The organism is Algibacter sp., assembly GCF_029245835.1.
In the GTDB taxonomy this organism is placed as follows: Bacteria; Bacteroidota; Bacteroidia; order Flavobacteriales; family Flavobacteriaceae; genus Algibacter_B.
Genome location: NZ_JAQWOO010000065.1, coordinates 21,001 through 43,097, shown reverse-complemented (window position 1 = coordinate 43,097; position 22,097 = coordinate 21,001). Strand labels below are relative to the sequence as shown.

The window sequence follows — 22,097 nt, the reverse complement described above, 5'->3', positions numbered from 1 at the left end:
AAGCTTTGGGAACTTTCTTAGCAACCTGATTTCAGGGCTTATCGCATATAGCTTCTTGCCTAAAAAACCGTCTATTAAATTTCAAACTATAAATTCCAATCAAGTTTGCCTGTTTTAATAATCGAACTCAGGTTATTAGGACCATTTTGAGCCCTTCAATTTTAAGGCACAAAACTTTAAAATCTATATTCCTTTAACCATAACTCTCTATAACCATAACTGTTTGAAAAGAAAATCATACTTTTGAGTAGTTATTGGAGTTCTTGCGCAGACTCACGTTGTGCCCAATTATTAAAAAATTCCGTTTCATAATATAATTCAAATTAAATGAATGTATCTTTGATAGTATCAAATGATAGTATCACAAAATGAAACCACCTTACGAAATAACATCATCCATTTTAAAACTAATTACTTCAATTTCAGAAAAAATAGGTGAAGTAAATGCAAATTTATTGAATAGACCTTCGCCTAAATTGAGAAAACAAAATAGAATTAAAACTATTCACTCTTCTTTAAAAATTGAAGGAAACACACTTACAGAAGAACAAATTACTGCTCTACTTGAAAACAAGAGAGTCATTGGTCCAAAAAAAGATGTCCTTGAAGTTTTAAATGCAATTAAAATTTATGAAAATTTAGAAACATACAATCCTTTGAACGAAAAATCGTTCCTAAAGGCTCATAAAAATTTAATGGAAAATCTAATTGAAAATGCTGGAAAATACCGAAATCAAAGTGTCGGAATTGTAAAAGGTTCAAAAGTTGAGCATTTAGCACCACCTTTTGGAAATGTTCCATACTTAATCAAAGAACTTTTTGAATATTTAAAAAAGTCTGATGAAATTGAATTAATTAAAAGTTGTGTTTTCCATTACGAAATGGAATTCATACATCCATTTTTAGATGGAAATGGTAGAATGGGAAGGTTATGGCAAACTTTAATTTTAATGGAAAAATATCCAATATTTGAGTTTTTGCCTTTTGAAACTTTAATTAGTACAGACCAAGAGAAATATTATAAAGCTTTGGCCGAATCTGATAAATCAGGGAAATCGACTAAGTTTATTGAATATATGCTAAATATAATTGACATTTCAATTAGTGAATTATTAGATTTTAATAATCGAACACTAAATGAAAAAGACAGATTAGAATATTATGCTTCATTGAATAAAACTGAATTTACAAGAAAAGATTATATGGAAATTTTTAAAGGCATTTCTTCAGCGACAGCAAGTAGAGATTTAAAAAAAGGAGCTGAATTAGACCTATTTGAAAAAATAGGAGAAAAAAATAAAACAATTTACCGATTAAAATAACTGGGCACAATCGAGTAGACGGCTCTCCCCATAATTGAGGAGAGTGCGCCTCTCACACCACCGTACGTAAGGGTCTCGTATACGGCGGTTCACCAAATTGAAGTTTGCGTATTATTAATGTAATCTAACACCAAAAAATTGAATATCGCTACTATCAAATTGTAGGCTTCTCTTGGTAATCTTTCTTGCCTTTCATAACTAAAGTTATGAAATTAATACAACCATTTTAATTTTGATTGCTATCTTTATAAACAAACTTGTGCAACAGGCACACCGTGTATAAAAATTGCTAAATTAGTGCTTAATCAATTGGAATTGCATTTTTGCGTACTTCAGAATTTTCGTTGGAAATTCCTCGCACACAAAACCGCAACTTTCAATACACAAGGACTTTAGCTACAATAACAAAGAAGTTAGTAATCCATAGAAATTAAGAAGCACTTATGTTAAATTATGATAAAAACAAGTCTAGATACTTTCTAAGAATGGTTAACATTGGCGCTGACTATAACTCTTCAATCACTGAAATCAGATATTTGCGTGTAACGAATATTGCATCCGTTTTAGGAGTATTATATAATGTAACTTGGATGTTAATTGCATTATTTCTCACAGACGCATTAGTGATATACGGGAGCAATACTTTCTTGGGATTGATGTTCCTAATAGCGTTAATATTCAACAGGAAAGGGTGGCGAGTCTTGGCTTCCGTATGGCTTATTCTAGCATCTTATATATCTGTCCTCTTGTTTCTTTATTTGTTGGGATACTCCTCAGGAGTTGCAGTTGTTTGTTTCCTAATTATTATCCTACCATACATGACTTTCCCCAGAAAGGCAAGGCATATAGCCCATGTCTTTAGTATTCTAGCTTGCCTGACTTTGATTGTTACTGTAATATTTCAATCAAATATAACAGCTCATTTTGACGGATTAGATCCCTACATATCACAAATAATTAATATCAGCATTACTGGGTTTATTTGCCTTATACTCATAGCGAGTATGTCTATTTTAATTGATAAATCAGAGGAATCTTTAATGGCTGAACAGAAAAAATCAGATGATCTTCTGCACAATATTCTGCCAGCAAACATAGTTAGGGACTTAAAAGAAAGCGGTAAGACAATTCCTAAGAGACATAAGAATGTCACTATCTTATTTACTGACTTTAAAGGATTTACAGAGCTTGTAGCATCTATACCAGCAATCACTTTGGTGAATGAACTCAATGACATTTTTGGTCGATTCGATCAAATAATGGAAGAAACGGAAGTTGAAAAGATTGAAACGATTGGTGATGCATATATGGCAGCTTGTGGCCTTGAAAAAGAAATGACAAATCATGCTGCTAACTGCATTAGAGCAGCAAAAATGATGCAATCCTTCCTTGAGGAGAGAAATAAAAACCATGAAATAAAATGGAAAATGAGGATTGGGATACATTCAGGATCTGTTGTAGCAGGTGTTGTAGGCAAAAAGAAGTTTGCATACGACCTTTTTGGAGACACCATAAATACTGCAAGCAGGATAGAATCCGCTGGTGAAGTAGGTGAAATCAATATATCTTCATCTACCTATAAACTGATTAAAAATGAATTTACATGCTTTTCTCGTGGAAAAATCCATGCAAAGGGAAAAGGGGAATTGGAAATGTATTTTGTGAATTAAACTTTAGCTAACTTAAGAAGTATGTACAACAACGTTAGTCAGAATTAATTAAAAAAACACCTGGCTTTTAGTAGTATTTTATTTCAAAGTCTATATTTTAGTTGCACAGATTAATTTTAATAAAAATGAAACATTTACTTATTCTTTGTACAGTATTTATTTATAATAGCATATTATTTTCGTAAAACAATACAGATATTAGTCTTAAATGGAAAGATAAAGTTCAACAAGAAACCAGTATAGCATCAGAAATAGGAGATTTGTATAATAAATTAAGTCATCATGGACCTGCTATTGAGAATGAATTTTTGGGACTTCGTATATATTTCAGTAGTAAATGTGCTATCGATGTTTACAATAAAACCCGTACGGCATTAGAATTAGAAGAAGCTGCCTGGTATCCTACACAAAAGCAACAGCAAGAAGGATGGGGTGCCGATCTGTACAAAGCAGGAAATACTGTAGGATGTGGTGGTGTACGCTTATGGGATGGAGAAAAAGTGGTATTTCTTGATCCGGTGCGTTTAAGAACGGCACGTGTTCGTAAAGAAGCGAATATTTCCTATATGGAAATGCTATCAGAAGGAGTGCCTTATAAAGGAGATAGTGTTGATATTTTGATGAGGGTTACTGTATTTTCAGGTATCCGTTCGGCCAAAGTGGAAACTTTTGCATTAAGCGAAAAACCGGTTCAGTTCTTAACCGGACTAAATTATCATCCAGGAACTCAAACCAAAGAAGGGAAAATTATATTTGTACATGGGGAATACATCCCGAAGATGTAGCTGCATATCAATCAGCTATCGGAGCAGCTATCATATATAATCCAGACGATTATGTATCGGTAAACAAAGAAGAAAAGGAATATCAGTTAATATCGAAACCTACCAAATACATAGAAACATGGATTAGTTCTTCCTCCGAAAAAGAACAGGAGCTTAATACTTTTGAAAAACTCGTTGAGTATCTGGAAAATTTTGAAAAGTAAATAAAGACGGAAAAAAATATTGATTTCCCTTTTATAAAGTTAACATTACCTGAATTTAAAATGATACAGGATTGGACAAAAACGGAATTATTTGAATATTTAATGACTTGGTCAGCATACAAAAGAATTGTATAAGAAACCCATAATGATTTAAAAACTAGATATTTTAAAGGATAATACAAAGTATGACCTGATGCTAATAAAATGAAAATACATATGGATTTTGTATTTTGTTCAGGACTAGACATGCTGGAGGACATTGAAAATCATTAAACTTTAAGTCCAAACTCAAAAATATTACTATCAAATTAATTCGGAATAAAGTTTGTAGATAAAAAATTATCTTTATTGTAATAAAAGTTAGGATTACGAATATAGAAAACACAAAATTAGAATTAATGCATCTTTTACTTCAAATACAGAAAGAAAGCATTTAAGAAAACTCAAATCTATTTTTAAGGAAGAACAAGTGGATTGGTGGAGTGAAATGTCTAAAAAGGAACAAGAAGAAATCAAGATTGGTATAGCTCAAGCTGATAAAGGGGAGTATAAAACTAACGAAACAGTAATGAAACGTTTTGATAAATGGCATTAAAATCGTTTGGACACCACAAGCAGAAAATGGATTAGATAAGTTTTGGATTATTTACAAAAAGAATGGACAATACTGGAAATTCTGAATTTTGAACAGAATATAAATAACCTTTTAAACCGAATAAGCAAATATCCCAAAATTTGTCCCCAAACTGTAAAGTTTAAAAATACCCACAAAGGATTGGTTGATAAAAACAATTTTATAATCTACAGAATTCAACCCAAAAAGAAATTAATTGAAATCATTAACTTTAGAGGAACTAAACAAAAACCGATAAAATAAAAGCATTAAAAGCCAACAAAGTACTCTAGTAAAAAATTAATGCGTTTTACTTGTTTTTTACCACAGTACTTTGCTGGGTGGAGCGATGGTTGTATTATTGGATTGAAAACGGGGATTTTCAGCCAAATATACCCATTAAAGACTTATCAAAAATAAAAGCAAACGTATTAATAATTACTGGGATGAAGACATAACAGAAAATAAGCACAGTCTGAAAATGCATGAAAATACACCTAAGTCTCAGTTATGCATAATAGGTTATGAGATTTCTGATTCCTACATTTAATTACCTTAAATCCTCCGATAAATTTTAAACGCTTTACTCTTAATTTGATTCCGAATTAAATCAACAATACTAATTTATTTAAAATGTATAAAAATGTGATTGGAAGCTATCGCAATTTTTAATACTTAGTCTATTAAAAGTATACTTTTTTATTACATCTAAAATAGTTTCGAACAAGCAACTATTCATTATTTTTGTAAACGTGAAAAAGAAAGTTATAATTATTGGTTCTGGCATAGGAGGCCTAGGATCCGCTGCGTTATTATCTAAATCAGGTTACGATGTAACTGTCATCGAAAAAAATACTAATATTGGAGGTCGTGCCAATATTTTTAAAGCTGAAGGCTATACTTTTGATATGGGTCCTTCATGGTATCTCATGCCAGATGTTTTTCAACACTACTTTAAATTATTAGGTGAAGATATTTCAGACTATTTGGATTTGGTTAAACTCTCACCTTCTTATAGGGTGTTTTTTTCAAATGACAAGGAATTACCTATTGTTGATATTCACTCCGATTTGGAGAAAGATTTACCTCTATTTGAAAAACTTGAACCAGGCGTAACGCCTAGAATCAGAGCATACTTAAAACGTTCTGGTGAGCAATATGAAATGGCTAAAGACACCTTCATGTATCGTAATCTGGGTTTTTCAATAGATTTTCTGAAATGGAAGGTTATTAAAAAGGGTATTGAACTTAACCCTTTTCAAACGATGCAGTCTTATCTGAATAAATGGTTTAAAAGTGACCGACTTAAGAAAATACTAGAATACACGTTAGTTTTTTTGGGATCTGACCCTTCGAAAACACCCGCTATGTACAACATTATGAATGCCATTGATTTTAATATGGGTGTATATTATCCTAAAGGTGGTATTTATGAAATTGTAAAGGCGTTAGTTAAAATTAATAAAAAAAATGGCACTAAATTTATTACTGATTCACCTGTATCCGAAATTATTATTGAGAATAAAAAAGCCATTGGGGTAAAGCTAAATAATAATGAAGAATTAAAAGCTGATATTATTATATCAAATGCCGACTTATGGTTTACAGAAACAAAATTACTGAAGCCTCCCCATCAAACCTATCCTGAACGCTATTGGGAAAAATCTGTTTTGAGTCCAAGTGCCTTTATTATGTATCTAGGTTTAAACAGAGAATTAGATATTTTAAGTCATCATAATTTGCGTTTTGGTGAAGATTGGAAACAGAATTTTAAAGAATTATTCGATACACCTCAACTTCCAGAAGACCCGAGCTACTACATTTGTAAACCTACAGAAACAGATCCAGGCTTATCTCCAAAAGGCACTGACAATCTATTTGTCTTGGTACCAATTCCTCCAGGTTTAAATCTTTATGAGGCAGAAATGAAAAATTATCGCCAAAAGATCTTAAATCTGATGAAAACCGATTTGAATTTACCCAATATTGAAGATTATATTACTTATGAGCGCTCTTATTGGAGTGATGATTTTAGAAGAGATTATAACGCGTATAAAGGAACTGCATTGGGGCTGGCACATACTTTAAAGCAAACATTAAAGCGTCCTTTAAATTATAGCAAAAAGGTAAAAAACCTATATTATGTTGGGGCTGGTACTAGTCCAGGTATTGGAATGCCCATTTGTTTGATTTCTGCAGAACTCGTATACAAGCGTATTGAGAAAATAAAAACATCTAAGCCCTTAGAATCTTTGTAGTTAAACCTACATCACTTCTTTGAAGAACATGTAAAAAAATAGCATAGCCCCTGTTACCACATTAATGATAGGAAAGTAAGTATAGTAGCTAAAAAGTTTGGTAATATTATTTATACTAAGTAGTACAATAATACCATACACTGCGCCAAAGAGAATAACTATATAGCCCAAATAGTAGGAACCAATTGAGGCAGATATTAAATAGCATAATAAGCAAAACCATAGTGCCTTTTTTTCTCCAAGTAAAGTCGCTAAAGTATTCACTCCAGCTTTTTTATCGGCTGCAATATCTGGCACAGCAGAATAGGTTTGCATTCCGAAAGCCCAAATAAGCCCCCCAAAAACTGCTATCCATTCAATATTTGTATTTCCTGTTAAAAAAAAACCAACTAGTGAAGGCGAAACATATATAATAGCGGAAAAAAATACATCTAAAGGGGGCTTGCTCTTCGCTCGAATTGGCATAGCCGAATAAAAGACGCCGGTAAATAAAAAGACCAACAAAGCCAACTTAGTTTCCGTATTAATTAAAAAAAACAAAGGCAAAAAGGGTAAAATAAGAATAACCATAACCATCCATAATGTTTTGTGCTTATCTGGATGTAAAACTTTTTCGTATGCTACTTTTTTGGCATTATAAATATCGGTTTGATAGTCATAAATATCATTCACACCATAGATTAAAATATTTGCAGGAAGTAGAAAAAAGAATCCGAAAACAACTAAAAGAACGATTGTAAAGGTATCATACAAAAACAAATTGCCAGAAGCCATAACACCTACAAGAAAGGTACCGAGCACATACATCCAGAATCTTGGTCTGGATAATTTTAGTATCTCTTTGATTGATAATTTCATTATGATACAAAAATACACTCCTGAAATGACTTAATCTAATACATTTAGATTTTTGTTTAATTTATTTTAATTTTAATTAAACAATTTAAAGCGATTTTTATATCTCCACTAGAGAACAAACTTCTTATTTCCCATACTTCAACAGCAAATTAGGATTAGGGCAATTCGTTTTATAAAACTCCAAATGCCGTTTACTACAAACACCAGGATAATCACCTTTAAAACCTTGTATATCCTTAATGATTTGAACATGTAAATGTGGCGGGTAATCGCCATTTACAGAAGCATCACCTAAAGTTGCGATTTTGGCACCTTGCTTAAATACCTGACCTTCATTTATTTTTTCAATGGATGCTAAACTTAAATGTCCGTAAAGCGTATAAAATTCAACCCCAGAAATATGATGCTTTAAAATAATCGTCGGTCCGTAATCGCCATAATTCGTATTATTTTTATAACTATGAACTGTGCCATCTAACGGCGTATAAATTGGTGTTTCTGCTTCACACCATAAATCGATTCCTAAATGAATGTTGCGTTCGTCTTCAGCTTGACTATTAAAATAATTACTGCGTTTATAGATGTTTCTAACTTCTAAATAACCACCATAAGCCACTAAAGCATCATGCTTTTTTATATGGTTATTTACAAACACGCCTAGTTTTGTAGAGGAAGACAGATCAACCGTATTTAGTGTTTGGCTGGATTCAGATAAATCTATTGGAATGTATTTAGCATTTGAAATGGAACCATCCATAACACGAAGTGGGTCTGAACTTATATTTTTTAAAAAATCGGTAAATTTTTTGGATTTCATTACCTAAAAATAAGAAACTAATCTTTAAAAAAACCTTCAACTGCGCCCAAGGTGATAAAGTCGATTTAAGTTTTAGCAGTTCTAATACTTAGCAACTACTTCCCCATACAAATCAAAATCTTCAGCTTCTGTAATTTTTATGGTCGTGTATTCGCCAGTTTTCAGATACGTTTTGGTTGCATCAATTAACACCTCATTATCCACATCTGGAGAATCAAACTCCGTTCGTCCAACAAAATAATTCCCTTCTTTTCTATCAACAACAACTTTAAACTCCTGCCCTATTTTTTGTTGATTCAATTCCCAAGAAATCTGTGATTGAATTTCCATAATTTGGTTTGCTCTGTCAATTTTAACCTCTTCAGGCACATCATCTTCTAGATTATAAGCATGAGTATTCTCTTCATGACTATAAGTAAAACAGCCCAAACGCTCGAAACGCATATCGGTAACCCATTGTTTTAATTCTTGAAAATTAGCTTCGGTTTCTCCGGGATAACCAACAATAAGTGTGGTTCTAATAGTCATATTAGGCACTTTAGCTCGAAACTCTTGTAATAACTTCGTTGTTTTTTCTTTTGTTGTTCCGCGGCGCATGCTTTTTAAAATCGAGTCTGAAATATGCTGTAACGGAATATCTAAATAATTACAAACTTTAAGCTCACGATTCATCACATCCAACACATCCAACGGAAACCCTGTTGGAAACGCATAATGCAAACGAATCCACTCAACACCTTCTACTTTTACTAAGGCTTCAAGTAATTCGGCTAAGTTCCGTTTTTTGTATAAATCGAGCCCGTAATAGGTTAAATCTTGAGCAATAAGAATCAATTCTTTAACACCATTAGCGGCTAACTTTTCAGCTTCAATAATAATCTCTTCAATAGGTGTGCTTCTGTGTTTACCACGCATAATTGGAATGGCACAAAACGAACATGGTCTATCACAACCTTCAGCAATTTTTAAATACGCATAGTTTTTTGGTGTGGTTGTTAAACGCTCTCCGATTAATTCATGCTTGTAATCTGCACCAAGAGCTTTTAATAATCCAGGTAATTCTGTAGTCCCAAAATACTCATCTACACTCGGGATTTCTTTTGCCAAGTCTGGTTTATAACGCTCACTTAAACAACCTGTTACAAACACTTTATCAACATCACCATCATTTTTTTTCTGAACGTATTCAAGAATGGTATTTACACTTTCTTCTTTGGCATTATTAATAAATCCGCAGGTATTAATCACAACAATATTACCCTCTTCCTCGTGCACCACATCTTTACCATTGGCCTTTAATTGTCCCATCAGCACTTCACTATCATAAACATTTTTACTACAACCAAGAGTAACAACATTAATCTTATTTTTCTTCAGAGTTTTTGTGCGCATACCTTTTATAAATCAGTGCGCAAAGATACAACTTAATTAAACCTTTTATATATTTGAATGTCTTAAATTGAAAAACCTACTGATATGAAACCTCAATTATACCTTTCATTGCTCGTCCTTTTTTTTACATTAGGTTGTTCTTCTGATGATACCAATGAAAATGAAGAGCCTGAAACGGACACACTTTATTTCCCTCCAATAAATTCAGATACTTGGGAAACAACTACAGTTTCTGAATTAGGATGGAATACCTCTGAGATACAACCACTTTTAAATTATGTAGAAAGTAAAGGCACAAAAGCTTTTTTGATTTTGAAAAACGGTAAAATGATTGTGGAATGGTATGGTACTAATAGCGATGCAGATTCCAACTTGCCTTGGAATTCTGCTGCTAAAACCTTAATGGCTTTTACAACTGGTATAGCACAGGAAGAAGGTTTTTTTAAATATTAATGAACCTTCAAACACCTATTTAGGCAATGGCTGGACGAGTTTAACAACAGAACAAGAAGACAATATTACTATTTGGAACCATTTAACCATGACCACGGGTTTAGATTATACAGTTCCAAATAACAACTGTACAGACCCAGAATGCCTAATTTATAAAGATGAACCCAATAGTTTTTGGTATTACCATAATGCTACGTACACCACATTACATAATATTGTTTCGGGTGCTGTAGGAACCGATTTTGATAGTTATTTTATTGCTAAACTAAAAAGTAAAATTGGAATGCAAGGTGCTTGGATTCCTTTTGGGTATTTCAAATTATATTACAGTAATGCTAGAAGTATGGCTAGATTCGGGTTGCTTAATTTGAACAAGGGCGTTTGGAATGGCACTACTATTTTGGATGATAGTGATTATTTTAATGCCATGACAAATACTTCTCAAAACCATAATAAAGCTTATGGTTATTTATGGTGGTTAAACGGTAAAGATAGTTTTAGAGGCCCTGGTTTAACTCAAGAATTTCAAGGAAAACTAATTCCCAATGCTCCAGATGATTTAATTGCTGGTTTGGGAAAAAATGATCAGAAGATGTACGTTATTCCTAGTCGAAACCTTGTTATTATTAGAATGGGAGACGATGCTGGTGAAGCCTTATTAGGTCCATCAAGTTTTGATAACGACTTATGGGCAGAAATCAACAAGTTAATTAATTAACCTCTTGCTTCAAATGGAATGATTATGCCTTTTTCAAGATAGTTTTTTAAGCCATTTAAAAGCAATGCCCAACAAAACGATGAATGTTTAAAATGATCGTTTTGCTCTGGCCAATTTTCATGACGAAATCTTAAATAAGTGCCCTTTTGATTGGGTTCCATTTCAAAACCGAAGGTTGTAGGTTCCCAATCTTTATCAGATTTGGTCATTTTTAAATGAAAAGATACATTTGGCTTTACCTTTGAAACTTTGCAATACCAATCGTATTTATGGGTAAAATTCAAGTTGTATTCTGAATTTAGTTTTGGTGTTCCTGAATATTTTAAGGTCCACCAATTATTGAGGTGTTCGGGTTGTGATACCGCATCAAAAATTTCTTTTGGCGTCGCTTTTATTTGAAGATTATGGTAGATTGAAAAACTCATAATCTTAAAAATACGAAAAATTCTGGATTATGATATTCCTGCTTTCGCAGTAATTTTATTTGAAAAACGAATCCACAAACTCATACTTATTGAAAACCTGCAAATCTTCAATACCCTCGCCAACACCTATATACTTCACAGGAATTTGAAATTGATCTGAAATTCCAATAACAACACCCCCTTTTGCTGTACCATCTAATTTGGTAACTGCTAATGATGTGACTTCTGTAGCTGCGGTAAATTGTTTGGCTTGCTCGAATGCATTTTGCCCCGTAGAACCATCTAAAACCAACAACACGTCGTGCGGAGCATCGGCGACTACTTTTTGCATGACACGTTTTACTTTTGTGAGCTCGTTCATGAGGTTTACTTTATTATGTAAACGGCCTGCGGTATCTATAATAATAATATCTGCTTCTTGATTCAATCCAGATTCTAAAGCATCAAAAGCTACGGATGCCGGGTCGCTTCCCATGTCTTGACGCACCATTGGCACATCAACACGGTCTGCCCAAACTTGAAGTTGGTCTATAGCTGCAGCTCTAAAAGTATCTGCCGCTCCTAGAACAACCTTTAAACCTTTTTTCTTGAATTGGTATGCTAACTTACCAATGGTTGTTGTTTTTCCAACGCCATTTACACCAACAACCATGAGCACATAAGGTGTTTTTGTTCCGTTTTCTTGTTTTGGTAACTCCGGAATGGAGTATTCGGTTTCTTCTCCAGAATTGGTTTCACTTAAAAGTGCTGCAATTTCTTCGCGAAGTATTTGATTTAGCTCGTCGGTTCCTAAGTATTTATCTTTTGAGACACGTTCTTCTATACGTTCAATAACTTTAAGCGTCGTGTTTACACCAACATCACTAGAGACTAAAACTTCTTCGAGATTATCTAAAACCTCATCATCTACTTTTGATTTCCCTGCTACGGCTTTACTTAATTTGCCTAAAAAGCTGGATTTGGATTTTTCTAATCCTTTGTCTAGAGTTTCTTTTTTTTCTGAAGAAAATATTTTTTTAAAAAAGCTCATTTTTACTATTTGTTGTTTGTTCATTCAATTTAGACTTTGGAGTTCTTTTTAAACCCCTTCCGTCTTTATCCCTTGTACTTGGGATAAATCCACCTTCCCTTTTAAAGGGTAGGACTTTATGCTCAGTAATTCTCCTCCTTTAAAAGGAGGAGTGGCTTTATGTTTTCATTAAAAACATAAAGACGAGGTGGTTGCGTTAGGGATTGCAGTGGCATCCTTTTTAAAAGAAATTAAAACAATCATTACTGAGAACTAAAATTTGGCAGATTGCCAAGTCCTTTGTCCTCGCAATGCCGTTTTAAAAAGATACAACGGAAAGCCCGACCCTTGTGGTAACGCCCAAATAAACATTATCAATCATCTTACCACATTTATTTCCTGCTATTATGGCAGAAACATAATGATTGGATCAAATATAAAAATAAAAAAGCCGCTTTCAGTAGAAAGCAGCTTATAATATTTTGAAACGATGTTTTTTACTTTTTAGCTAAAAAGTCGTTAACTTGATCTGGATTCATTATAGACTCAACAAACATGTAAGCTCCTGTCTTTGGAGACTTAACCATTTTTATTGCTTTTGTTAATCTTTTAGATCCTGTTTGTAATGATGCTACTGATTTCTTTGCCATGACCTATACTTTATAAGGTTATTTGAGATTTTTTAAAAATCTCTAATTATTTAATTTCTTTATGAACTGTCATACGTTTAAGGATAGGATTAAATTTTTTAATCTCCATTCTATCTGGCGTATTCTTTTTATTTTTGGTTGTGATGTACCTTGAAGTTCCTGGTTCTCCAGTCCCTTTGTGCTCTGTGCACTCTAAGATTACTTGTATTCTATTGCCTTTCTTTGCCATGTCTTGTTATTATTAAATACAGCTATTATTTTAAAAATCCTTTAGATTTAGCATCCTTAATTGCTGCAGATATACCTATTTTATTAATAGTTTTTAATGCAGATGTTGAAACTTTTAAAGTTATCCAGCTGTCTTCTTCTGGAATGTAAAAACGTTTCTTTACTAAATTCGCATGAAATTTGCGTTTAGTTCTGTTCATTGCATGAGACACATTGTTTCCAACCATGGCCTTCTTTCCTGTAAGTTCACAAACTCTTGACATTCTATATAACTTTAAATTCTTTGTTGCTTAAAATCGAGGTGCAAATATATAAAATCTTTATATTATGACAACCTAAATTTTATCAATTTTTAAAAATTTCTTTGAGCATCATTTCCAGCGCTTTATTTACGGCTTTATTTATAACTTTTAAACGCGAATTTCCGAAGTTAAATTCTTGTGAATAAACCTCTGTTTTATTAGCAATAGCGATAAAAACAGTTCCAACCTCGGCATTAGAATCTCCTTTTGTTGGTCCTGCATTTCCAGTAGTTGCAATAGCGTAATCTGACTGAAATAATTGTTGTGCATTTTTAGCCATAGCCTCAGCTACCTGAGAACTTACAACAGAAAACGTATCGATATCTGCTTTTGATACCTTTAAAACATTAATTTTGGACTCTGTAGAATAGGTTACTAAACCGCCTTTAAAAAACGCTGACGCACCAGAATGTGTTGTAAAACGCTCTGCAACGGCACCACCTGTGCAACTTTCTGCGATTGCCAAAGTATGTCCTAGTTTAGTAAGTTGTTTGGCTATAACCATTTCTACTGAACCATCTTCATCTTCTAAACCAGCATATTCTTTTTCAATAAAAGGAATTACTTTATTTATTTGGTCTTGTACATCTTGTTTTAGTTGTACTTCATCATAACCTTTTGTTGATAAACGCAAACGCATCTTACCTAAGTTAGGTAAATAAGCCAGTTTAATATGTTTTGGTAAAGCATCTTCCCATACTTCTATTCTTGCAGCTAAAGCACTTTCCCCTAAACCATAAACAATCATGGTTTTATGAAGAATAAAAGGGCAGTTATATTTATTTTTTATTCCAGGAATAACCTCACCATCTATTAAAGCCTTCATCTCGTAAGGCACGCCTGGTAATGAAATAAAAACTTTTTCATCTTTATCTAACCACATACCCGGGGCTGTCCCCAAACGATTCATTAGTGGTTTTGATTTTGAAGGAATTAAAGCCTGATCTCTATTAACCTGAAGCAACTCTGTTCTTACATGTTGTTTCCAGATGTTTTCAATATTTTGAAGAACAGATTCGTTTTTAACTAATGTATCATTAAAATATTCGGCGATGGTTTTTTTGGTAATATCGTCTTTTGTTGGCCCTAAACCTCCTGTGCAAATAACAATATCTACACGATTTTCAGCGTCTTCTAAAGCTTGTAAAATATGTTCCTTATCATCTTGAATAGAAGTGATTTGATAAACAGAAACACCAATTTTATTAAGTTGTTTAGCAATAAAAGCGGAATTGGTGTCTACCACCTGCCCAATAAGAAGTTCGTCACCTATGGTGATAATTTCTGCTAGCATTATAGTTTAAAATCAGACTTAATTTCTGCACTAGCTCGCTCTACAGCAGAAAGAACTGTTTCTAACTGCGGAGTAATATCTACATCTGTTTGCGTAAATTTACCCCAATCTTGTACTTCAATCAATTTATCTAAAACACCTAATTCAAATAAATCAATTGTAGGTTTCATTTTATGAGCCGCTTGATAAGCTTCCTGATAATCTTTAGCAGCAACGGCATTTTTTAAACGTTCTGCATCTTCAGGAACTTCTTCTAAAAAGGCTTCAGCAAGAGCTGCGATAAACTCTTCATCATTATCAGCTAATTCTCGTACTCTAAATAATTTGTAATGTAATTCCATTTATTTTACTGTTATCGAAAACATTTCTTTGTTTTCTATAAATCCTTTTAATTTGTCATTAGCAATAACTTTGCCAACTCCTGCCGGTGTGCCTGTAAATATAATATCTCCAATCTTTAAAGTAAAATATTTTGACACATATTCTATTATTTCATCAATTTTCCAAAGCATATGGCTTGTATTGCCATTTTGAACAATATCATCGTTCTTTTTTAAGGAAAACTCAAAATCGTTAACATTAGCCACCTCATTTTTAGCAATCCATTTACCAATTACCGCTGCACCATCAAACGATTTTGCCTTTTCCCATGGTAAGCCTTTAGCCTTTAACGCACTTTGTAAATCGCGAGCTGTAAAGTCTATTCCTAAACCAATCTCACTGTAATATTTATGCGCAAACTTTTTATCAATATGCTTCCCTACCCTATTAATTTTAACTAAAACCTCAACCTCATAATGCACATCGTCAGAGAAGTCTGGAATAAAAAATGGCTGTTTTTTAAGCAAAATGGCCGTGTCTGGTTTTAGAAAAACAACAGGATCAGTCGGTTTTTCATTTTGCAATTCTATAATATGTTCGGTATAATTTCTACCTATGCAGATTAGTTTCATTTTTTTAATTTTTATTTCGGCGTTACCACAAGGGTCGGGCTTTTCGTTACAAGTCCTCACTCGTACCTCGCTGTGGGCTTTCCTCTGCAATCCCTAACGCAACCATCCGCCAAAGCCTGTAACTAAGACTGACAACTGCGACTCCTTTTTACCCTAACTTATTATTAAAGCTTCTCAACTTAATGGCCGTTAAAACCTTTTTAGTGTACAACGGAAAATCGGCATTTAACAACCAACCAAAATACCCAGGTTCCTTTTCTAAAACTTCGGTAACTAACTTCCCTTTATGCTTTCCAAATGAGAAACACTCTTCGCCTTTTTTATTAAAAGAAATAAAACCAGCAAAGTCAGCAAACTTTTTACGCGAGCTAAATTCAGCTAAAAACTTAGTATCATTTTCCAAATCTTCGTATTTATCTAACTGTGCTTTTAAAACTTCATAAGTGGCTTTAGTATCGGCTTCGGCACTATGTGCATTATCTAAACCCTCATCACAATAAAACTTGTAAGCGGCGCTCAATGTGCGTTGTTCCATTTTATGAAATATGGTTTGTACATCAACGGCTAACGTATTTTTCATATCAAAATCTACCCCAGCACGCAGCATTTCTTCAGCCAATAACGGAATATCAAATCGGTTTGAGTTAAACCCGCCCAAATCTGAATCCTTTATCATATTGTAAACGTCTTTAGCCAATTCCTTAAAGGTTGGCTCATTCGCTACTCTCTCGTTAGAAATTCCATGAATCTCTATAACTTCCTTCGGGATAATCATTTCCGGATTTACTAACCACGTTTTACTTTCCTCTGTACCATTAGGAAATACTTTTAGAATAGAAATTTCTACAATACGGTCGTGAGTAATATTGATTCCCGTAGTTTCTAAATCGAAAAAACAGATGGGTTTTGTTAGGTTTAATTGCATTAATTTTAATTGTTTTATTACTATGATATTTCACAAAAATAAAAAAACCCAACAGTTTTAAGGTCGGGTTTAACTATTCTTTATATTTTGATTTTATATTTCTCTATTAATATCCCAAGCCTCCAGATAATCTGAAACAGCTTTTACAAACATACCACCTAATGCGCCATTAACCACGCGATGGTCGTAAGAATGAGATAAAAACATTTTGTAACGAATACCAACAAAATCACCCTCTGGTGTTTCAATTACCGCAGGCACTTTCCTTATCGCTCCAAGCGCTAGAATACCAACTTGTGGTTGGTTAATAATAGGAGTTCCCATGATGCTTCCAAAAGTTCCAACGTTAGTTACTGTGTAAGTACCACCTTGAGTATCATCTGGTTTTAATTTACCTGTTCTAGCACGAGTGGCTAAATCGTTTACCTGCTTGGTCATGCCAACTAAGTTGAGTTGGTCTGCATTTTTTATAACTGGCACAATTAAATTACCATCCGGTAAAGCTGCAGCCATACCTAAATTGATGTTTTTCTTCTTTACAATAGTATCCCCTTGCAAAGAGATATTCATCATTGGAAAATCTCGCAACGCTTTGGCTATAGCCTCCATAAAAATGGGTGTGAATGTCAAGTTTTCACCCTCACGTTTCATAAAACCATCTTTAACTTTCTTTCTCCAATTCCAGATATTAGTAACATCGGCTTCAATAAAACTTTGTACATGTGCCGAAGTTTGAACAGATTCAACCATATGATGCGCAACAAGCTTACCCATTCTTGTCATTTCTATAATTTCATCTTCTCCATTAGAAATTACAGCTGGCTTTTCTGCTTTTGGTATTTCAACAGTTTTCACTTGCGTAACGGGTGCTTCGACTTTAACAGCTTCAGGTTGGTTTTGACTAATTCCTTTATTTTGGATATAATCTAAAATATCATTTTTAGTAACCCGTCCATCTTTTCCTGTACCAGAAATACCATCTAATTCAGCTTGAGAAACACCTTCAGCTTTTGCAATATTTTTCACTAAAGGGGAATAAAACCGATCGCCACTTGAAACCACTGCAGCAACCGCATCTTGAGCTTTAATTATTGTTTGCTCTACCTCCTTAACAGCTTCATATTTATTTGCTTCAACAGATGTTTCTTCTTTTGAATCGGAATTAAAATCATCTTCTCCTTCCGTTTCAATAATAGCTAACACCTGTCCTACTTGCACGACATCATCTACATTAAACAAACGCTCTACCAACACCCCTTCAACTTCACAAGGCACCTCACTATCAACCTTATCTGTAGCTATTTCCAATACCGGATCATCCATTTCGATAGTATCACCAACATCTTTTAACCAAGATGTTATGGTTGCTTCTGCAACACTCTCTCCCATTTTTGGTAACTTCAGCTCAAACTTTGCCATATCAATAATGTAACACTTTACTTTTAATTATATTTTACGAAATTAGCAAAAAATGTGGTATTATTTTTTATTATATTCAAAAAACACCAATTAAAAACTAATAACCTCACCTCTGTTTACAGTACTATCACTTCCAATTATAAATTTAGAGTTTTTAGGGAGTATTTTAAAGGTCACCGATGCATCTAAAAGATTAGCTTCCATACAACCAATAATGTTTTTAAAACTAAGCACATTTGCATCAAAAATAATTTCTGATTCTTTTTCGATATTTTTTAGTTCTGATTTTAAAATAACCTCTTTATCTAAAATTTGCTCTAAATCTTTATTTATACTATCAGAAATAAATATGTATTTATACACTGTTTTTATTTTACTGATATATTGTTTTCTAAAAATATAAACTAATCTGATACCCACCCAAACAAAGACATCAAAAAGTATATTTTTCTTAAAATGCTTTTTGTAAAAAATTTGCATAGCGCCATAAAAACGACGTGCATAATTCTTATTTCTCAGAGTACTTTCGCCTTTAAAATGCAATACTGTTGTAGCTCCATAATAATAATTATGATACCCTTGTTTTAGAGCTTTGTAAGAGATATCTATATCTTCTCCATACATAAAGTAATCTTCATCAAAGCCTCCAATTTTATTATAAACTGCTTTTTTAACAAACATAAAAGCACCTACCAAAACCTCTACTTGACTAACCTCTTGCTCTTTTATATTATTAGCATAATAATCATCTGTATTTCCCATTAACTTTTTAAAAGCCGCATTAACATAGGGGATTTTACGTTTACTCTCTGGCAAAAACTCACCTCTTCCATTAATTAACTTACAGCCAACAATACCAAGTTTTTCTTTATTTTCAGAAAATTCTAGTAGCTTCAAAAACGTATCTTCTGAAACCACTGTATCTGGATTTAAGATACACAAATACTCGCCTTTAGCTTGGAGTACACCTATATTGTTTCCTTTTGAAAACCCATAGTTTTCTTTGTTTTGAATAAGTTTAACATTCGGGAACACCCTTTTCACCATGTCACAACTCCCATCTTCAGAATTATTATCTACAACAATAATTTCTGCATCCATATTAGAAATTGCAGCGGTAACACTTCTAAGACATAACTCCAAAAAGTTTTGAACATTATAATTTAATATAATTACTGATAGTTTCAAATTCTGTTTTTTTTTTAAAGTTTTATAGAAGATTCAAACGGAATTCTATTAACAATACTTCTTCCTAATGTAATTTCATCTGCATATTCTAATTCATCGCCAACAGAAATCCCCCTAGCTATAGTGGAGGTTGTTACATTATAATCTTTAATTTGTTTAAAAATATAAAAATTTGTTGTGTCGCCTTCCATGGTTGAACTTAAGGCAAAAATAAGCTCTGAAATATTACCCGATTTAACTTTATGCACTAAAGATTCTATATTTAAATCATGCGGACCAACACCATCCATTGGCGAAATTTTACCTCCTAAAACATGATACAAACCTCTAAAAGAGCTGGTATTCTCGATAGCCATAACATCTCTAACATCTTCAACTACGCAGATTATAGCGCCATTACGCTTAGGGTTTGAACATATTTCACAAAGCTCAACATCACTAATATTATAACAGGACTTGCAAAACTTAACATCCTTCCTCATGGAACGCAATGCTTCAGACAAGGCTAAAGTTTGTTCCTTTGGCTGTCTTAACATGTGTAATACTAAACGTAATGCTGTTCGCTTACCGATACCTGGTAATTGAGACATTTCGTTTACTGCACGCTCCAATAATTTTGAAGAAAATTCCATAACCGCGAAATTACTATTTAGGTATGAATTTCACTAATTTAAAGCTATCCTTTTAGAATACAAATATCCAATTAGTATTTTGATTCCCATCTTTCAGGGTAAGGACAACTTCAAAGGGAAGTTAAAAAACCTATTTTAAATTTATATTTGTACTTTCAAATTTTGAAAATTAGTTTTTTTTATGACATCCACTCAAATCATACTTCTTATAGTAGCCTATTTTGTAATTTTAATTTTAATATCCTATTTCACAGGAAAAGAAGATAGTAATGATGCTTTTTTTAAAGCTAATAAATCTGCACCTTGGTATTTAGTGGCTTTTGGAATGATTGGTGCATCACTCTCTGGAGTTACTTTTATTTCTGTTCCGGGCATGGTTGAAGGGCAACAATTTGCTTATATGCAAGGTGTTCTTGGTTTTTTTGTTGGATATTTATTTATTCTTTTTGTCCTATTACCTATTTATTACAAACTTAATGTAACCTCTATTTATCAATATTTAGAACAACGTTTTGGTGTAGTAAGTTATAAAACTGGTGCTTTTTTCTTTTTACTATCTCGTGTTACGGGGGCTTCGTTTAGACTTTTCTTGGTGGCTTTGGCTATGCAGTATATTGTTTTTGAAGCTATTGGCGTTCCATTTTGGGCAACAGTGGTAATATCAATTCTTTTAATTTGGCTTTATACCAATAGAGGCGGTATAAAAACTATTGTTTGGACTGACACCCTCCAAACGCTAGCGATGTTAACCTCTGTAGGAGTTGCCATTTTCTTAATTACCGAAAAATTAGATTGGAGTTACGTTGCGTTTTTAAACTCTCCAGAATTTTCAGCTAAAGGAAAAATTTTCTTTTTTGATGATCCGAATACTACCACTTATTTTTGGAAATATTTTATTGGCGGTATTTTTATAGCTATTGCTATGACGGGGCTAGATCAAGATATGATGCAAAAAAACCTGACATGTAAAACACCTAGAGAAGCCAAGAAAAACATGTTAACAATGGCTACGCTTCTGGTATTTGTTAACTTTTTCTTTTTATCTCTTGGGGCTTTATTATTTATCTACGCAGATAAATTTGGACTGCAAGTACCAACAGTAGATGGCAGAGTAAGAACAGATTTGTTATTCCCTGAGATTGCCATGAATCAAAATTTAGGCACTGCCTTGAGTGTTACCTTTATTATCGGGTTAATAGCAGCAGCATACTCGAGTGCAGATAGCGCTTTAACATCATTAACCACATCATTTTCTGTAGATTTTTTAAACATAGAAAAACTGCCTAAAGCTGCTCAAAAACCACTTCGTAAAAAGGTACACATTGGTGTTTCTATTGTACTAATTATTGTCGTAATAATTTTTAATAGCCTTGAAGGCAATGTGGTTAGCAACCTATTTAAATTTGCCACCTTTACTTATGGCCCTTTACTCGGTTTATTTGCATTTGGCATTTTAACAAAGTATAAAATTAAAGATAAATATACTTGGATTATTGGATTACTATCAATCATTATAACCTATTGTATAACCCTTTTACCTGAAAGTATAATTGGAGCATATAAATTTCATTGGGAAATTTTACCCATAAACGGTTTAATAACTTTTTTGGGTTTAATATTGATTCGTAGACAGTAGTACTAACGTACAAGCCGCTTCAAAATCAATATTATTTGCTCTTAAAACACTAAAAAAATCAGGATTTTCTGTGCCAGGATTAAAAATAACGCGCTCAGGATTTAAAGACACAATATAATCATAATAGGCTTTTTGTCTTTCTGGGTTTAAGTATAATGTAACCGTATGTATATCTTTATATGGCATTAATTCCGTATCGATTCTAATATCCAATACTTCTCCAGCTCTTAAACCAAAAGCGACCACATCAATATTATTTGAAACTAATCTTTGTATGGCGTAATTAGAATATCTGTTTGGTTTTAATGATGCTCCGAGTACTAATGTTTTTTTATTCATTTGTTAAA

24 protein-coding genes are annotated in these 22,097 nt (G+C 33.0%); 8 read left to right on the top strand and 16 right to left on the bottom strand.

The window, feature by feature from the left end:
- Positions 1 to 368: 368 nt before the first annotated feature.
- The 5 genes from P8K68_RS10570 to crtI all read left to right on the top strand — a co-directional run bounded on the left by P8K68_RS10570 (position 369) and on the right by crtI (position 6,851).
- Positions 369 to 1,322, top strand: a complete 954-nt coding sequence (locus P8K68_RS10570; RefSeq protein ID WP_300250582.1) for a Fic family protein — start codon at positions 369 to 371, stop codon at positions 1,320 to 1,322.
- Between the two features lie 443 nt (positions 1,323 to 1,765).
- On the top strand, positions 1,766 to 2,992 hold the full coding sequence (locus P8K68_RS10565; protein WP_300250579.1) for an adenylate/guanylate cyclase domain-containing protein: 1,227 nt from the start codon (positions 1,766 to 1,768) through the stop codon (positions 2,990 to 2,992).
- A 260-nt stretch (positions 2,993 to 3,252) separates the two neighbouring features.
- Complete coding sequence (locus P8K68_RS10560; protein ID WP_300250576.1) at positions 3,253 to 3,777, top strand: DUF4861 family protein; 525 nt, start codon at positions 3,253 to 3,255, stop codon at positions 3,775 to 3,777.
- Between the two features lie 672 nt (positions 3,778 to 4,449).
- Positions 4,450 to 4,575: a hypothetical protein gene (locus tag P8K68_RS10555; protein WP_300250574.1), complete on the top strand. Its 126-nt coding sequence runs from the start codon at positions 4,450 to 4,452 to the stop codon at positions 4,573 to 4,575.
- 770 nt (positions 4,576 to 5,345) lie between these two features.
- Positions 5,346 to 6,851, top strand: coding sequence for a phytoene desaturase family protein (crtI, locus tag P8K68_RS10550; RefSeq protein WP_300250572.1), 1,506 nt, complete (start codon positions 5,346 to 5,348; stop codon positions 6,849 to 6,851).
- A 6-nt stretch (positions 6,852 to 6,857) separates the two neighbouring features.
- On the opposite strand, the gene P8K68_RS10545 is transcribed toward crtI, so the two are convergent.
- From P8K68_RS10545 to rimO, 3 genes are all read right to left on the bottom strand, one after another.
- Positions 6,858 to 7,709 (bottom strand): prenyltransferase, encoded by an 852-nt coding sequence (locus P8K68_RS10545; protein WP_300250569.1) that lies wholly within the window; start codon positions 7,707 to 7,709, stop codon positions 6,858 to 6,860.
- Between the two features lie 124 nt (positions 7,710 to 7,833).
- The gene (locus P8K68_RS10540) at positions 7,834 to 8,526 is read right to left on the bottom strand and encodes a peptidoglycan DD-metalloendopeptidase family protein (RefSeq protein WP_300250566.1); all 693 of its coding nucleotides are present in this window, start codon (positions 8,524 to 8,526) and stop codon (positions 7,834 to 7,836) included.
- Between the two features lie 81 nt (positions 8,527 to 8,607).
- Entirely contained in the window at positions 8,608 to 9,918 is a 1,311-nt protein-coding gene (rimO, locus tag P8K68_RS10535; RefSeq protein WP_300250564.1) for a 30S ribosomal protein S12 methylthiotransferase RimO, read from the bottom strand.
- A gap of 84 nt (positions 9,919 to 10,002) precedes the next feature.
- Between rimO and P8K68_RS10530 the strand changes: the two genes are divergently transcribed.
- Both P8K68_RS10530 and P8K68_RS10525 read left to right on the top strand, forming a co-directional pair.
- Entirely contained in the window at positions 10,003 to 10,371 is a 369-nt protein-coding gene (locus P8K68_RS10530) for a hypothetical protein (protein ID WP_300250562.1), read from the top strand.
- Positions 10,367 to 11,089, top strand: a complete 723-nt coding sequence (locus P8K68_RS10525; protein WP_300250592.1) for a serine hydrolase — start codon at positions 10,367 to 10,369, stop codon at positions 11,087 to 11,089. Before P8K68_RS10530 ends, P8K68_RS10525 begins: the two co-directional genes overlap by 5 nt.
- Here P8K68_RS10525 and P8K68_RS10520 read toward each other — a convergent pair.
- From P8K68_RS10520 to recR, 12 genes are all read right to left on the bottom strand, one after another.
- Positions 11,086 to 11,514, bottom strand: a complete 429-nt coding sequence (locus P8K68_RS10520; RefSeq protein WP_300250559.1) for an SRPBCC domain-containing protein — start codon at positions 11,512 to 11,514, stop codon at positions 11,086 to 11,088. The genes P8K68_RS10525 and P8K68_RS10520 overlap by 4 nt on opposite strands.
- A 55-nt stretch (positions 11,515 to 11,569) precedes the next feature.
- Complete coding sequence (gene ftsY, locus P8K68_RS10515; protein ID WP_300250588.1) at positions 11,570 to 12,544, bottom strand: signal recognition particle-docking protein FtsY; 975 nt, start codon at positions 12,542 to 12,544, stop codon at positions 11,570 to 11,572.
- A gap of 476 nt (positions 12,545 to 13,020) precedes the next feature.
- Positions 13,021 to 13,173 carry a DUF4295 domain-containing protein gene (locus tag P8K68_RS10510; protein WP_144116496.1) on the bottom strand — a complete coding sequence of 51 codons (153 nt, stop codon included), beginning with the start codon at positions 13,171 to 13,173 and terminating at the stop codon, positions 13,021 to 13,023.
- A gap of 46 nt (positions 13,174 to 13,219) precedes the next feature.
- Complete coding sequence (gene rpmG / locus P8K68_RS10505) at positions 13,220 to 13,402, bottom strand: 50S ribosomal protein L33 (RefSeq protein WP_300250554.1); 183 nt, start codon at positions 13,400 to 13,402, stop codon at positions 13,220 to 13,222.
- 25 nt (positions 13,403 to 13,427) lie between these two features.
- Positions 13,428 to 13,664, bottom strand: a complete 237-nt coding sequence (gene rpmB / locus P8K68_RS10500; protein ID WP_300250551.1) for a 50S ribosomal protein L28 — start codon at positions 13,662 to 13,664, stop codon at positions 13,428 to 13,430.
- A gap of 82 nt (positions 13,665 to 13,746) precedes the next feature.
- Positions 13,747 to 14,997, bottom strand: a complete 1,251-nt coding sequence (locus P8K68_RS10495; protein ID WP_300250549.1) for a competence/damage-inducible protein A — start codon at positions 14,995 to 14,997, stop codon at positions 13,747 to 13,749.
- On the bottom strand, positions 14,997 to 15,338 hold the full coding sequence (locus P8K68_RS10490) for an Hpt domain-containing protein (protein WP_300250546.1): 342 nt from the start codon (positions 15,336 to 15,338) through the stop codon (positions 14,997 to 14,999). Before P8K68_RS10490 ends, P8K68_RS10495 begins: the two co-directional genes overlap by 1 nt.
- A complete protein-coding gene (locus P8K68_RS10485; RefSeq protein ID WP_300250543.1) occupies positions 15,339 to 15,950 on the bottom strand; it encodes a fumarylacetoacetate hydrolase family protein in 612 nt (203 codons plus the stop codon).
- A gap of 148 nt (positions 15,951 to 16,098) precedes the next feature.
- Entirely contained in the window at positions 16,099 to 16,875 is a 777-nt protein-coding gene (locus P8K68_RS10480; RefSeq protein ID WP_300250541.1) for a 3'-5' exonuclease, read from the bottom strand.
- Between the two features lie 93 nt (positions 16,876 to 16,968).
- Positions 16,969 to 18,294, bottom strand: a complete 1,326-nt coding sequence (locus tag P8K68_RS10475) for a dihydrolipoamide acetyltransferase family protein (protein WP_300250538.1) — start codon at positions 18,292 to 18,294, stop codon at positions 16,969 to 16,971.
- 90 nt (positions 18,295 to 18,384) lie between these two features.
- The gene (locus P8K68_RS10470) at positions 18,385 to 19,482 is read right to left on the bottom strand and encodes a glycosyltransferase family 2 protein (RefSeq protein ID WP_300250536.1); all 1,098 of its coding nucleotides are present in this window, start codon (positions 19,480 to 19,482) and stop codon (positions 18,385 to 18,387) included.
- Between the two features lie 14 nt (positions 19,483 to 19,496).
- Complete coding sequence (gene recR, locus P8K68_RS10465) at positions 19,497 to 20,114, bottom strand: recombination mediator RecR (RefSeq protein ID WP_300250533.1); 618 nt, start codon at positions 20,112 to 20,114, stop codon at positions 19,497 to 19,499.
- A gap of 181 nt (positions 20,115 to 20,295) precedes the next feature.
- On the opposite strand from recR, the gene P8K68_RS10460 reads away from it, so the two are divergent.
- On the top strand, positions 20,296 to 21,750 hold the full coding sequence (locus tag P8K68_RS10460) for a sodium:solute symporter (RefSeq protein ID WP_300250530.1): 1,455 nt from the start codon (positions 20,296 to 20,298) through the stop codon (positions 21,748 to 21,750).
- On the opposite strand, the gene P8K68_RS10455 is transcribed toward P8K68_RS10460, so the two are convergent.
- On the bottom strand, positions 21,727 to 22,089 hold the full coding sequence (locus P8K68_RS10455; RefSeq protein ID WP_300250528.1) for a CoA-binding protein: 363 nt from the start codon (positions 22,087 to 22,089) through the stop codon (positions 21,727 to 21,729). The two genes, P8K68_RS10460 and P8K68_RS10455, sit on opposite strands and share 24 nt — an antisense overlap.
- Positions 22,090 to 22,097: the final 8 nt, after the last annotated feature.

What these genes read in the sequence shown, in the direction of transcription:
- rimO (WP_300250564.1), bottom strand. Translation starts at nt 9,918, where the DNA reads ATGCGCACAAAAACTCTGAAGAAAAATAAGATTAATGTTGTTACTCTT.
- P8K68_RS10565 (WP_300250579.1), top strand. Translation starts at nt 1,766, where the DNA reads ATGTTAAATTATGATAAAAACAAGTCTAGATACTTTCTAAGAATGGTT.
- rpmG (WP_300250554.1), bottom strand. Translation starts at nt 13,402, where the DNA reads ATGGCAAAGAAAGGCAATAGAATACAAGTAATCTTAGAGTGCACAGAG.
- P8K68_RS10460 (WP_300250530.1), top strand. Translation starts at nt 20,296, where the DNA reads ATGACATCCACTCAAATCATACTTCTTATAGTAGCCTATTTTGTAATT.
- P8K68_RS10530 (WP_300250562.1), top strand. Translation starts at nt 10,003, where the DNA reads ATGAAACCTCAATTATACCTTTCATTGCTCGTCCTTTTTTTTACATTA.
- P8K68_RS10570 (WP_300250582.1), top strand. Translation starts at nt 369, where the DNA reads ATGAAACCACCTTACGAAATAACATCATCCATTTTAAAACTAATTACT.
- P8K68_RS10510 (WP_144116496.1), bottom strand. Translation starts at nt 13,173, where the DNA reads ATGGCAAAGAAATCAGTAGCATCATTACAAACAGGATCTAAAAGATTA.
- ftsY (WP_300250588.1), bottom strand. Translation starts at nt 12,544, where the DNA reads ATGAGCTTTTTTAAAAAAATATTTTCTTCAGAAAAAAAAGAAACTCTA.
- P8K68_RS10540 (WP_300250566.1), bottom strand. Translation starts at nt 8,526, where the DNA reads ATGAAATCCAAAAAATTTACCGATTTTTTAAAAAATATAAGTTCAGAC.
- P8K68_RS10545 (WP_300250569.1), bottom strand. Translation starts at nt 7,709, where the DNA reads ATGAAATTATCAATCAAAGAGATACTAAAATTATCCAGACCAAGATTC.
- P8K68_RS10480 (WP_300250541.1), bottom strand. Translation starts at nt 16,875, where the DNA reads ATGCAATTAAACCTAACAAAACCCATCTGTTTTTTCGATTTAGAAACT.
- rpmB (WP_300250551.1), bottom strand. Translation starts at nt 13,664, where the DNA reads ATGTCAAGAGTTTGTGAACTTACAGGAAAGAAGGCCATGGTTGGAAAC.
- P8K68_RS10455 (WP_300250528.1), bottom strand. Translation starts at nt 22,089, where the DNA reads ATGAATAAAAAAACATTAGTACTCGGAGCATCATTAAAACCAAACAGA.
- P8K68_RS10485 (WP_300250543.1), bottom strand. Translation starts at nt 15,950, where the DNA reads ATGAAACTAATCTGCATAGGTAGAAATTATACCGAACATATTATAGAA.
- P8K68_RS10475 (WP_300250538.1), bottom strand. Translation starts at nt 18,294, where the DNA reads ATGGCAAAGTTTGAGCTGAAGTTACCAAAAATGGGAGAGAGTGTTGCA.
- P8K68_RS10495 (WP_300250549.1), bottom strand. Translation starts at nt 14,997, where the DNA reads ATGCTAGCAGAAATTATCACCATAGGTGACGAACTTCTTATTGGGCAG.
- P8K68_RS10490 (WP_300250546.1), bottom strand. Translation starts at nt 15,338, where the DNA reads ATGGAATTACATTACAAATTATTTAGAGTACGAGAATTAGCTGATAAT.
- P8K68_RS10520 (WP_300250559.1), bottom strand. Translation starts at nt 11,514, where the DNA reads ATGAGTTTTTCAATCTACCATAATCTTCAAATAAAAGCGACGCCAAAA.
- recR (WP_300250533.1), bottom strand. Translation starts at nt 20,114, where the DNA reads ATGGAATTTTCTTCAAAATTATTGGAGCGTGCAGTAAACGAAATGTCT.